Genomic DNA, 12,445 nt, shown 5'->3' with positions numbered 1-12,445 from the left:
CGGATGGTTTCTCGGTGACGGGAACCCTGGCGGCCGGCGAGAGCAAGACGGTGACGTATTCGGTGAAGGTCAATGCCGATGTCGTCGGTGGGGTGTTCTTGAACAACTTCGTTGTTCCGGGTACGACTCCTCCGGTTGATCCTCCGGAGGTGTGTGATCCGGCGACGCAGCTGTGCACGACGCATCCGGTGGTGTCTCCGAAGATCGCTGTGGTGAAGTCCTCTGATCCGGCTTCGGGTTCGAATGTTGTTGCCGGTCAGGACATCAAGTACACGCTCACGTTCACGAACACCGGTAACGGTGCGGGTGAGGTCGCGCACTTCGATGATCTGCGTGGTCTGCTCGACGATGCTGATCTGGTTGCGGGCAGCTTGACTGCTGATGCTCCGTTGGCTGCGACGATGGTCGGCACGGATGGTTTCTCGGTGACGGGAACCCTGGCGGCCGGCGAGAGCAAGACGGTGACGTATTCGGTGAAGGTCAATGCCGATGTCGTCGGTGAGGTGTTCTTGAACAACTTCGTTGTTCCGGGTACGACTCCTCCGGTTGATCCTCCGGAGGTGTGTGATCCGGCGACGCAGCTGTGCACGACGCATCCGGTGGTGTCTCCGAAGATCGCTGTGGTGAAGTCCTCTGATCCGGCTTCGGGTTCGAATGTTGTTGCCGGTCAGGACATCAAGTACACGCTCACGTTCACGAACACCGGTAACGGTGCGGGTGAGGTCGCGCACTTCGATGATCTGCGTGGTCTGCTCGACGATGCTGATCTGGTTGCGGGCAGCTTGACTGCTGATGCTCCGTTGACTGCTGCGATGGTCGGTGCGGATGGTTTCTCGGTGACGGGAACCCTGGCGGCCGGCGAGAGCAAGACGGTGACGTATTCGGTGAAGGTCAATGCCGATGTCGTCGGTGGGGTGTTCTTGAACAACTTCGTTGTTCCGGGTACGACTCCTCCGGTTGATCCTCCGGAGGTGTGTGATCCGGCGACGCAGCTGTGCACGACGCATCCGGTGGTGTCTCCGAAGATCGCTGTGGTGAAGTCTTCTGATCCGGCTTCGGGTTCGAATGTTGTTGCCGGTCAGGACATCAAGTACACGCTCACGTTCACGAACACCGGTAACGGTGCGGGTGAGGTCGCGTACTTCGACGATCTGCGTCAGGTTGTGGACAAGGGTGTTCTCAGTGGTTTGACTGCTGATGCTCCGTTGGCTGCGACGATGGTCGGTGCGGATGGTTTCTCGGTGACGGGAACCCTGGCGGCCGGCGAGAGCAAGACGGTGACGTATTCGGTGAAGGTCAATGCCGATGTCGTCGGTGGGGTGTTCTTGAACAACTTCGTTGTTCCGGGTACGACTCCTCCGGTTGATCCTCCGGAGGTGTGTGATCCGGCGACGCAGCTGTGCACGACGCATCCGGTGGTGTCTCCGAAGATCGCTGTGGTGAAGTCTTCTGATCCGGCTTCGGGTTCGAATGTTGTTGCCGGTCAGGACATCAAGTACACGCTCACGTTCACGAACACCGGTAACGGTGCGGGTGAGGTCGCGTACTTCGATGATCTGCGTGGTCTGCTCGACGATGCTGATCTGGTTGCGGGCAGCTTGACTGCTGATGCTCCGTTGACTGCTGCGATGGTCGGTGCGGATGGTTTCTCGGTGACGGGAACCCTGGCGGCCGGCGAGAGCAAGACGGTGACGTACACCGTCACGGTCAAGGCTGATGCCGATCGCGTTGCGGCGAATGCCGACAACACGGTGCTCAACTTCGTTGTTCCGGGTACGACTCCTCCGGTTGATCCTCCGGAGGTGTGTGATCCGGCGACGGCGCTGTGCACCGAGCATCCGGTGAAGGTTCCGGGTTTCACGGTCGCGAAGACTGCGGATCCGGTGTCGGGTACCAATGTTGCTGCTGGTCAGACGATCACGTACTCGGTGACGGGTGCGAACACGGGTAACACGACCCTTGATCCGGTGGTGTTGACCGATGATCTGTCGAAGGTTCTCGACAACGCGGTGTTGGTGGACGGTTCGCTCAAGGCAACGGTCGACGGTGTCGACGCGACTGCTCCGACCCTCGAGGGCACCACGCTCTCGTGGACGGGTGCACTCGAAGCGGGTAAGTCGGTTGTTCTGACCTACCAGGTGAAGATCAACGACGGTGTTGCCGGTGGCGTTCTGATCAACAACAAGGTCACGGGTACTGCGAAGCCGCCGACCGGTCCGGAGATCACTCCTCCGCCGGTGACGACCGAGCATCCGGTGAAGGTTCCGGGTTTCACGGTCGCGAAGACTGCGGATCCGGTGTCGGGTACCAATGTTGCTGCTGGTCAGACGATCACGTACTCGGTGACGGGTGCGAACACGGGTAACACGACCCTTGATCCGGTGGTGTTGACCGATGATCTGTCGAAGGTTCTCGACAACGCGGTGTTGGTGGACGGTTCGCTCAAGGCAACGGTCGACGGTGTCGACGCGACTGCTCCGACCCTCGAGGGCACCACGCTCTCGTGGACCGGTGCACTCGAAGCGGGTAAGTCGGTTGTTCTGACCTACCAGGTGAAGATCAACGACGGTGTTGCCGGCGGCGTTCTGATCAACAACAAGGTCACCGGTACTGCGAAGCCGCCGACCGGTCCGGAGATCACTCCTCCGCCGGTGACGACCGAGCATCCGGTGAAGGGCACTCCCGCAATTGAGGTACTGAAGTCCTCTGATCCGTCCACCACAAACCGTGTGGTTGGCGGCCAGGAGATCACGTACACACTCACGTTCAAGAATGTGGGCACCGCGGATGGTGAGATCAGCTTCTACGACGATCTGACCGATGTTCTCGACGATGCAGTAATGACGAAGGATCCGGCTACCACTTCCACGCTGGTTGCTTCGGGTGTCGTTGACAACGTCTTCACGGTCACCGGAAAGCTGGCCAAGGGTGAGAGCGCGACAGTGACGTACACCGTCAAGGTCAATCCTGAGATCGGAACGTTGTCGGGTCCCGGATTCACTCCGGGTGTTCTGAACAACTACCTGGTGGTTGGTGGCGAGAACCCGCCGGTGGACTGTGTCCCAGGCGACGCTCTCTGCACCGAACACCCGATAGACCCGCCGGAGACCACCACTACGGTGCCGCCGACGACCACCACGACGCCGCCGGTCACGACGGAGCCTTGTGTTCCTCCGACGACGACCACGGTGGTTCCGACCACCACGGCTGCGACGACGACGGCTAGCGCGACCACTGCCGGTGATGCTGATGTGACCGGTACGGAGGAATCCACCACTACGGAGGAGACCACCACGGACGAAACCACGACAGAAGAAGTTGTCGCGGAAGAGATTGTGGATCCATGTGGCGTGACGACAACTACGCCGCCGACGACACCGGTCACGACGGACCCGCCGACCACGACGCCGCCGACCACGACGGTGCCGGTTACGCCGACGATCATCATTCCCCCGATCGTCGTTGTTCCTCCGATCGTCATCCCGCCGACGGTTCCGGGTCAGCCGGTTACGACCACGGTTCCGGGACAGCCGAAGCCGCCGACAGCAACCCCGGGTCAGCCGAAGACGACGACGCCTGCTCCTAAGGGTGGAACGATCAACTCGGGTGGTGGCGCTGGTGAGAGTGGCGTGAACACCACGTTGCTTGCAGCGGGCGGATTGGTTCTGCTGCTGGCGCTGGGAACGGGTGTTGTTCTCCTGACGCGTAAGCGTCGCGAGGATGGTGACAACTGATTCTCGTGAGAATCTGAGGTAAACGATGTGGGGCAGATCGCAGAGTATGCGATCTGCCCCACAGTCGTTTTCGTGGAGTGTTACGAGCCGATCCGAGAGCCGTCCTTCTTCCAGGCGGCGACTACCGACGGGCGAGGCTGGGAGGCGCCGCCGTCGGGCCAATGGGAAGCGGGGCTTTCGATGCTGGCATCGTCGGTTTCACCGGGGTGCTGGACGCAGACGATGACGCGCTTCTCGTCCACGATGGGACCGCAGGTTTCGGCGCCGACGGGAACAGTGAGGAACTGCTTTGTCTCACCCCGATTTTCGCCTTCGAGGACGACGCTGAACAGTCCGTCGTTGGACTTCAGTGCATTACCGTCCGTCGAGATCCACAGGTTGCCGTGTGGGTCGAAAGCAAGGTTGTCCGGGCACGAGATCGGGCTGACCTTGCTCTTGTCGAATCCACCGAAGTAGGTATCAGCTGTAGCCGGATCTCCGCAGACGAGAAGAAGATTCCAGCCGAAGGTGGTGCCGGCGTGATCGTCGGCGATTTCGAGGACCTGACCGTTCTTGTTGTTGTTCCGGGGGTTTGCCTCATCGGCCGCTGCGCCGCCGTCGACTCCGCGCTTGGTGTTGTTGGTCAGCGCGACGTATACCTTGCCGCTCTTCGGGTTTGCCTCGAAGTCTTCGGGGCGATCCATCTTCGTTGCCCCGACCTTGTCACCGGCCTGGCGGGTGAAAACGGCTACCTCTTCGGCGCTCAAGCCGTCGACCAACGATTCGCCCTTACCGTCTTCGCCGGTCCGCAGGATGGCTACCCACTCGCCGGTTCCGTCGAACTTACCGTCCGACGGCAGCTTGCCGGTTCCGTCGATCTCGCCGGCAGAGTTTCCGCTGAGCTTTGCGACGTACAGTGTTCCGGCGTCGAGCAGGGTCATGTTGTGACGCATGGCCGCTTGGCTCTTACCGTCCTGCATCTTTCGGCTCGAGACGAACTTGTACATGTAGTCGAAGCGCTCGTCGTCACCGCTGTAAGCCACGACTGTGCCGTCGGAGGTGATGTAGATGGTGGCGGCTTCGTGCTTGAAGCGGCCGAGCGCGGTGTGCTTGACGGGAGTCGAAGACGGATCCCACGGGTCGACCTCGACGACGTATCCGAAGCGGTTCACCTCGTTGGGTTCTGCCACCAGATCGAAGCGCTTGTCGAAGCGTTCCCACTTACGTTCGGATGCACCGCCGGCCAGACCGTATCGCTTCAAACGGGGCGCGACAACAGGATCGGTGACGGCCTCCGCATTGGCGAAGTACTGATTGAAGTTTTCTTCGCCGGAAAGCACGGTGCCCCAGGGGGTTACGCCGCCGGCGCAGTTGTTGAGCGTGCCCAGAACCTTGGTGCCGGTCGGATCGGCGCTTGTCTTGAGGAAATCGCTGCCTGCAGCAGGTCCAGTGACAAGGAATTCGGTTGTCCCGGTGATGCGACGGTTGTTGGCGCCGATCTCGGGAACCAGCTTGCCGGACCCGGAGTCGCCCTTGACCTGTACGACGGAGAGTCCGTGGCTGGCGAGGCCGATCTTGACCTGCTCTTCGGTGGGGTTCTCGGCGTCGTAGCCGCGGAACATTGCCGGTTCCGTGGAGTACTCGTGATTGACTACGAGCAGATAGGTGTTCGGCTGCCCCTCGACGGGCAGGAGGCCGGCGAAGTCGTTGTTGAATCCGAACTGCAGCGCCTGTGCTGCCGCGGTCTGGTTCTCGAAGTCGAAGGCCGGTGCTCCAGCGAGAACGGCGTCACCCCAGCGGATGACGACGCCCTGTTCGTACCCTTCCGGGACGGTAACCGCATCCGCTTTGTTGGGGGCGACGGCGGTGAATTTGGTGCCGGCCGGCGTGCTCCCGGTGCCACCGTCGCTGCTGCCTGCCGAGCCGGTTCCGGGCGCAGCTTCGGCTGTTCCGTCCGAGCAGCCGGCGAGTGCGCTGCCCGCTCCGACCGCCAGCACTGCCATGCCACTGCCGCGCAACATGCCGCGTCGGCTCAGGGCAGCGCGGGCGATATCGCGGAAGTACGCACCTTCCGAGGTGTTGGGTACCTCGTGCGAGCAGGCGTTTCCACACTTGTACTGGCAGGTGATCGACGCGCGTGAGGACACACCGTCGTGTTTGACAAACAGTGCCAAAGGCTTGATAGCCACCGTGAACTCCCGAGATTCGTTGAATGGTCTCGGGAACCGTAGAAGCCGTAAGCGAGGGTAAAGGAACGTAATAATGAACGGCAAAACAACGAGGCGACCCTTACCTGTAATTCATGAGGCGTCCCCGCGGGGACGCCTCATGACATTTGTCATCGCCGATCCGTGACAGTGTCACCGTAGGTGATGATGCTCTGCACTGTTTTTGGCTCAGACTTTCCGCGAGGCTTGGTGGCATGAGAGAACCACATGAAGGAAGCCTCCTGACGGACCTGATGGACATCGGACCAGCGCCCACGATGGGCCGTGAACTTGTTGTGATCGTTGTGAATATCGCGCTCATCGGAGTGGTGTTCGCGATCATCGGCTCCAATCCCGTGTTCTGGATTCTTGTTGCTGCTCTTGCTGTCTATGCGGGTATCCGATTCGCCATCGGGCTGCGCGGCTGGAACCGATCGGAGGCTGCGCGATGAAGGGCGATCCGGTTATCGAGGTTGAGGCCATGTCCCGGCGCTACGGTTCCGGAAAAGACGCGTTCTACGCGGTCCGCGATCTCGAACTGACTGTCGCGGAGGGTCAGCTGTTCGGACTGCTCGGAACTAACGGCGCCGGAAAGACATCCAGTCTCGAAGTAATCCAAGGACTTTCGCGGGCAACGGACGGATCGGTGCGCGTGCTGGGTATGGATCCGGTTCGGGAGCGCCGAGAACTCCGTCCGAGCTTGGGCATCATGCTCCAAAAGGGCGGCCTCCCTCAAGATCTCACAGCTCGCGAGAGTCTGTCGATGTGGGCCGGAACCTGCTCGAATCCCCTGCCGGTCGACGAGGTGCTCGAGCGAGTCGACATGCGCGATCGCAGCGACACCCGCGTGAAGTTCCTCTCCGGCGGCGAAGCACGTCGACTCGACTTGGCTTGCGCCATTATCGGCCAACCGCTCGTGCTGTTCCTGGATGAGCCGACGACGGGTCTCGACCCCGAAAGTCGGCGTAATACTTGGCAATTGATCGCGGAGTTGAAGTCCTCTGGCGTCACCATCATGTTGACGACGCATTATCTGGACGAGGCCGAGTCGTTGTGTGATCAGTTGGCGATCATGCACCGCGGAACTGTCGTGCGCAGTGGAACGGTTGCCGAGGTAGTTGCGGATCATCCCGCGCAGATCAAGGTGCGCAGGCCGGATCTCCTGCTTCCGAACCTGCCTGGTGCCGAGATGCGCGTCGAAGGTGACGAGGTAGTCATCACTACTGCCACCGTGCAGGAAACGCTCACCGACCTTCTGATCTGGGCTCAGCACAACAACGTGGAATTGTCCGGGCTGGATGCGCGGGCAGCATCCCTCGAGACCGTATTTCTGTCCATAGCAGATCAATTCGACCATCACGTCAAACTCGAAGGGGCGCCGGTATGAACCGCATAGCAACTCTCTCTCGTGCGGAGTTCACCCTTCTGGGCCGAAACCGTCTGTTGCTCTTCAACGCTATAGTCCTACCTCTGATCTTCCCGATCGGAATTCTGATCATCTCGCGTGAGGATGGTCTGTCCGACACAGCGGTAGCGTCGGGCCTCGAGATCTTTGCTCTCTTCCTGCTCGTGTTCGTCGTGTTCTACAACCTGCTGTCGGTGTATTCGACGCGGCGCGACGAACTGGTGCTCAAGCGTCTGCGCACCGGGGAGTGCAGTGACGCCGAGATTCTGGCCGGCCCTGCAGTGCCGTCATGGGTGCTGACGGGCCTGCTGACGGTGGTTGTAGGGATTGCCGTGGTGGTTCTGGGTGGGCGGGTGCCGGTCAATCCCGTACTGGTGCTGGTGGCGTTCATCGGTGGCGCTGCCGTGTTCACCGCGTTGGCACTCATCACCTCGGCGGTAACTCGCAATGCCGAAGCCGCGCAGATCACGTGCATGCCGATCCTCATTCTTGCAACTGCGGGGATGTCGAGCATCAGAAATGTCGTGCCGGACAACATCGCTCGCGTTCTCGACTTCACTCCGATGGCTGCGATTCTCGATCTCGTGAATCTGGGATGGGTAGGGCGTACGTCGTCCGAACTGGCTGACGACGGCGCCGTCGCAGCGAGTTTTGCAGACACTTTCGTATCGGCCGGTCAACCGCTATTGGTTCTGGTCGCGTGGATCGTCGGATCGGTACTGATCGCCAATGTGTACTTCCGCTGGGAACCTCGCTCCTAGAACTCTGAGAAGGTAGTAGGCATGATTGCGGAGAGCTTCGGACGCTGGAATCCGACCCGAACGTGGCGAACGGCGTCCAGTGTCGACAAGGTTCGCCTGTACACGCGTCAGTCGTTCTTTGTCCTCGGCATTTTCTTCGGGATATTCGGCGGTATCACCGAAGCGGCCATGCATCGCTACCTCGGGGCGCTCTTCGTTGTGATCAGCTCGGCCGCAGCCGTTGTCGCAGTGGATCGAATCCCCGAGTTGGGTGGGACCAGGACCGCATCGGTGAAGGTGCCAGCGGTGGTCATGACCGTGGCGGCGCTCTGCTCTGCGGTTATTGCCTTACCGGCTGACGACGCGGGGCAGGGTCCGTATTTCTGGCTGGCGATGATCGTCCCGGTGCCGTTTGCGGCTTTGGTGTCGTGGCGATGGGTGATGCTGGGAGCAGCCGTTGCTGCCGGCGTGTGTGCGCTTGCCGGGCGACCCGAGATCGGCATCCTGGTGGCATGTGTGGCGGGTTTCATGACCTTCACGGTGCAGCTGTCGGTATGGCTTTTGCGGATGGTCACCGAACTTGACGAGGCACGCGGAGCCGCGGCCGCACTGTCGGTAGCCGAAGAGCGCCTCCGCTTTTCGCGTGACCTTCACGACGTGGTCGGTCGTGCGCTGTCGGCAATCGCGGTGAAAAGTGATCTGGCAGCTACATTGTCGCGTCGCGGGGACGATCGCGCTGCCCAGCAGATGGACGAAGTGCGTGATCTCGCACAGGAATCCCTCGCCGAGGCACGTGAGTTGGTGCGCGGCTACCGATCCATTGCACTGGCGTCGGAGCTGGCGGGTGCGCGATCACTGCTCGAGGCGGCGGGAATTACCACCGACATACGCGGGTCCGCAGATGCCCTGCCCATCGAATTGGCGGAAACCGCGGCGTGGGTTGTCCGTGAAGGTGTGACGAACATACTGCGTCATTCTTCCGCGCAACAGGCAGTTATCGAGGTGAGCAGTGAATCCGTGTCGATAACCAACGACGGTGCAGTGCAACAACGCGCAGGCGACGGTACCGGTGTGAATGGGCTACGGGAACGCGTCACAGCTGTTGGTGGCATCCTCGAGGTCATCCACGATGAAGGTACCTTCACGCTGACCGCACATTTTTCTTCCCCGATCAAGGAGTCTCGGTGACCGAGCCGATCAAGGTATTGCTTGCCGACGACGAAAATCTCATCCGATCCGCACTTGCGATGATGCTCTCGCTCGAGGACGACATAGTTGTTGTGGCGGAAGCGGAATCGGGAGAAGCAGCCGTTGTCGTGGCATCGGAACTGCAGCCGGACGTTGCTGTTCTGGATCTGCAGATGGCCGGTATCGACGGGATCGAAACCGCGCAGCAGATCGCACAATCCGTGCCGGGATGTGCGTCGATCATTGTGACGAGCCACGGCCGTCCGGGCTACTTGAAGAAGGCGCTCGCGGCCGGTGTCCGGGGATTCCTTCCCAAGACGACGTCGGCAACGACCCTCGCGGAAGTGGTTCGCAGCGTTCACTCCGGCGGCCGATACGTCGACCCGTCGTTGGCAGCCGAAGCGATCGGCGCCGGTGATTCACCGCTGACACCGCGGGAAGCGGATGTGCTCGAGTACGCGGCCGACGGTGCATCCATAGAAGAGATCGCGACCCGCGCACACCTGTCGGCGGGCACCACACGCAACTATTTGTCTTCAGCCGTCACCAAACTCGGTGCGGCCAATCGACATGAGGCTGCGGTGATCGCCCGCCGACAGGGGTGGATTTAGGGCCGAAGGCCCCTACAACACCTGCGACAAGAACGCCTGCAATCGTTCCGTTTCCGGATCGTCGAAAAGCTGTTCCGGAGTTCCTGTTTCGACAACGGCGCCACGATCCATGAACAACACCTTGTCGGAAACGGAACGGGCGAAGCCCATTTCGTGGGTCACGACCACCATCGTCATGCCGGATTTCGCGAGGTCTGCCATGAGGGCCAACACGCCCTTGACCAGTTCGGGGTCGAGGGCCGATGTCGCTTCGTCGAAGAACATGACCTCGGGCTTCATGGCCAAGGCCCGGGCGATCGCCACACGTTGCTGCTGGCCACCGGACAGGTTGCCCGGGCGGGAATCCGCCTTCTCCCGCAGTCCCACCAGTTCGAGCTGCTCGAGGGCTAATGCGCGAGCCGCGTCCTTGGACAGTCCCTTGAGCTTGTTCGGTCCTAGCGCGATGTTCTCGGCCACCGTCTTGTGCGGGAACAGGTTGAAGTGCTGGAACACCATGCCGATGCGCTGTCGCAACTCGTCAGGGTTGTCCTTCAGGACGGACTTCCCGTCGAGGAGAACGTCACCCTGCTCGGGCTCGTGCAGGCGGTTCAGCACGCGCAAGAGCGTCGACTTGCCCGATCCGGACGGCCCGATGACGGTGACGGTATTGCCGGCGTCGACGTGGAGGTTGACGCCCCGCAGGACTTTGTTGGTGCCGAAGGACAGGTGCAGGTCCGTGCCGGTGAGGGAGACGGATTTCAGTTCAGAGCTGGTCATGTCCTCAGCCCCTTTCCACGACGATGGCCTGCTCGAGCGGATCCAACGTGCCGGAAGTGTCGGCGCGTCCCGTCCGGAGGCGATTGTCGATGTAGTTGACGAGGTGGGTCAGCGGGATGGTCAGCGCGAGGTAGAACAGGCCGGCCGCGACGAGCGGTGACAGGTTTCCGGTCTGGGCGTTGAGGTCGCGTCCCACGGCAAAAAGTTCGCGCTGTGTGACGAGCAGTCCGAGGAAGTAGATCAGCGACGAGTCCTTGATCAGCGAGATGAACTGATTCATCAATGCAGGCAGAACGCGTCGTACACCCTGAGGAATGACCACAAGCGACATGGATTTGCGGTAGCTGAAGCCCAACGCGCGAGAGGCCTCGAGCTGGCCGGGTTCGACGCTCTGGATACCCGATCGGAAGATCTCGCCGATATACGCCGACGCGAGTAGCGACAGCGCCGCGACGCCCAGCCAGTACGGGTTGCTGCCGGTGATGTTCTTGACGATGGGGCCGACGCCCAGGCCGACGATCAAGATGATGACGACGGCCGGCAGGCCGCGGAAGATGTCCGTGTAGACGCGCGCCGGCCAGCGCAGCCAACGCGTCCGCGAGATTCCCGCGACTGCCAGCAGCATGCCTAATACGGTGCCGATAACGCCGGACGCGAGCGCCAGAATGATGGTGTTGGGCAGACCGGTCTTCAGGAGATCCGGGAACGCTTGCTTGTACAGCTGCCAGTCGAAGAACGTGTCCTTGAGCTGCTGGAACGTCGACTTGGGCTGGTAGGTCGTCGTCTCGTCCGTCGTGGCAGGCTTCTCGGCTGCGAGGGCGGCGAAGTCCGGCAACTCAGGCGTCGCGGCGGCCTTGGAGCCGGGTTTCCAACCCTCGGGAAGTTCGCGCGGAACCCAGTCGGAGTAAAGCTCGGCCCAGGTTCCGTCGGCGATGACGGCGTCGAGACCCGAGTTCAGGGCGTCGATGAGCGGCTGGTTTTCCTTGTTCACTGCCCAGCCGACAAAGTTGTTCACCGAGAAGGTGTTCTGGATGATCGACGTGGGATCACCCGGGGCGATGGCGCCTTCGGCCTGCTGTGACGGTGCGACCCAGGCGTCGATCTGGCCGGATTTGAGGTTCGCGTACGCGGTTGCGTAGTCGGGGAACTTCACCGGATCGAGCTTCAAGGTGTTGACGACGTAATCGTCCTGAACCGTTCCCTGTACGACGCCGATGCGTTTGGACGCGTCCAGATCGCCGAAGCCGGTGATGGGGCTGCCGTTGGGCACGACGAGGGAGAAGTAGCCGAAGTCGTAGCCGTTGGTGAAGCCGACGGTATTACGACGCTCATCCGTGGTGGTGATGGACGAGGAGCCGACGTCGAAGCGGCGTCCGGCGACCTGCGCGAGCAGACCGGCAAACTCGGTGCCGACAAACTCGACCTTCAGGCCCAGCTTGTCTGCGATGGCTTTGAGGAGCTCGTTGTCATAACCGGTGTACTGATTCTCGGAGTTGACGCAGATGCTCGGCGGCGCGTCGCCGAGCGTGCCGACGGTGATGACACCCGGTTTGATCAGGTTGAGTTTCGAGATGTCGATCTGGTCGATCGGGGTGACGGTGGCCGTGGTGTATCGGTCTTCGGCGCCTGCACCTGCGGCTGCGTCCAGGTTTGTGGGCGCTGCGGTTGCAGCTCCCACTCCGGGAGGCGCACACAGGTCTGTGGGGGCTGCCGATGATTCCGAACTGCTCGAGCACGATGACAGAGTTAGCGCCACGAGTGCGGTGAGGAGCAGTGCCACCACCAAGCGGATCTTCGCTGCGACGGAGGAAAACATGCGAGCAGC

At 61.4% G+C, this 12,445-nt stretch carries 9 protein-coding genes; 6 read left to right on the top strand and 3 right to left on the bottom strand.

The window, feature by feature from the left end:
* The first annotated feature begins 14 nt into the window (after positions 1-14).
* Entirely contained in the window at positions 15-3,734 is a 3,720-nt protein-coding gene (locus tag C7T36_RS13300) for an isopeptide-forming domain-containing fimbrial protein (RefSeq protein ID WP_258190607.1), read from the top strand.
* 80 nt (positions 3,735-3,814) lie between these two features.
* Here C7T36_RS13300 and C7T36_RS13295 read toward each other — a convergent pair whose 3' ends face one another.
* Positions 3,815-5,902: a PhoX family phosphatase gene (locus tag C7T36_RS13295; RefSeq protein ID WP_045065996.1), complete on the bottom strand. Its 2,088-nt coding sequence runs from the start codon at positions 5,900-5,902 to the stop codon at positions 3,815-3,817.
* Between the two features lie 233 nt (positions 5,903-6,135).
* Here C7T36_RS13295 and C7T36_RS13290 point away from each other — a divergent pair, with 233 nt between their 5' ends.
* From C7T36_RS13290 to C7T36_RS13270, 5 genes are read left to right on the top strand one after another with little or no spacing between them, the layout of a single operon-like run.
* Positions 6,136-6,372 (top strand): hypothetical protein, encoded by a 237-nt coding sequence (locus C7T36_RS13290; RefSeq protein WP_239654660.1) that lies wholly within the window; start codon positions 6,136-6,138, stop codon positions 6,370-6,372.
* Positions 6,369-7,307, top strand: coding sequence for an ABC transporter ATP-binding protein (locus C7T36_RS13285; RefSeq protein ID WP_045065992.1), 939 nt, complete (start codon positions 6,369-6,371; stop codon positions 7,305-7,307). Before C7T36_RS13290 ends, C7T36_RS13285 begins: the two co-directional genes overlap by 4 nt.
* The gene (locus tag C7T36_RS13280) at positions 7,304-8,086 is read left to right on the top strand and encodes an ABC transporter permease (RefSeq protein ID WP_045065990.1); all 783 of its coding nucleotides are present in this window, start codon (positions 7,304-7,306) and stop codon (positions 8,084-8,086) included. The genes C7T36_RS13285 and C7T36_RS13280 overlap by 4 nt, the downstream gene beginning before the upstream one ends.
* Positions 8,087-8,107: 21 nt before the next feature.
* Positions 8,108-9,253, top strand: a complete 1,146-nt coding sequence (locus C7T36_RS13275) for a sensor histidine kinase (protein WP_045065988.1) — start codon at positions 8,108-8,110, stop codon at positions 9,251-9,253.
* Entirely contained in the window at positions 9,250-9,864 is a 615-nt protein-coding gene (locus tag C7T36_RS13270) for a response regulator transcription factor (protein WP_045065987.1), read from the top strand. Before C7T36_RS13275 ends, C7T36_RS13270 begins: the two co-directional genes overlap by 4 nt.
* Before the next feature lie 12 nt (positions 9,865-9,876).
* Here C7T36_RS13270 and C7T36_RS13265 read toward each other — a convergent pair whose 3' ends face one another.
* Together C7T36_RS13265 and C7T36_RS13260 are read right to left on the bottom strand one after the other, a co-directional pair.
* Complete coding sequence (locus C7T36_RS13265; RefSeq protein ID WP_033237041.1) at positions 9,877-10,620, bottom strand: amino acid ABC transporter ATP-binding protein; 744 nt, start codon at positions 10,618-10,620, stop codon at positions 9,877-9,879.
* A 4-nt stretch (positions 10,621-10,624) separates the two neighbouring features.
* Positions 10,625-12,436 (bottom strand): ABC transporter substrate-binding protein/permease, encoded by a 1,812-nt coding sequence (locus C7T36_RS13260; protein WP_045065986.1) that lies wholly within the window; start codon positions 12,434-12,436, stop codon positions 10,625-10,627.
* Positions 12,437-12,445 lie beyond the last annotated feature (9 nt).

The sequence above is a fragment of the Rhodococcus sp. AD45-ID genome, from assembly GCF_003023755.1.
Taxonomy (GTDB): Bacteria; Actinomycetota; Actinomycetes; order Mycobacteriales; family Mycobacteriaceae; genus Rhodococcus_F; species Rhodococcus_F globerula.
This window is presented reverse-complemented; position numbering and strand designations above follow the sequence as displayed.

What these genes read in the sequence shown, in the direction of transcription:
- C7T36_RS13275 (WP_045065988.1), top strand. Translation starts at nt 8,108, where the DNA reads ATGATTGCGGAGAGCTTCGGACGCTGGAATCCGACCCGAACGTGGCGA.
- C7T36_RS13290 (WP_239654660.1), top strand. Translation starts at nt 6,136, where the DNA reads ATGAGAGAACCACATGAAGGAAGCCTCCTGACGGACCTGATGGACATC.
- C7T36_RS13260 (WP_045065986.1), bottom strand. Translation starts at nt 12,436, where the DNA reads ATGTTTTCCTCCGTCGCAGCGAAGATCCGCTTGGTGGTGGCACTGCTC.
- C7T36_RS13265 (WP_033237041.1), bottom strand. Translation starts at nt 10,620, where the DNA reads ATGACCAGCTCTGAACTGAAATCCGTCTCCCTCACCGGCACGGACCTG.
- C7T36_RS13280 (WP_045065990.1), top strand. Translation starts at nt 7,304, where the DNA reads ATGAACCGCATAGCAACTCTCTCTCGTGCGGAGTTCACCCTTCTGGGC.
- C7T36_RS13285 (WP_045065992.1), top strand. Translation starts at nt 6,369, where the DNA reads ATGAAGGGCGATCCGGTTATCGAGGTTGAGGCCATGTCCCGGCGCTAC.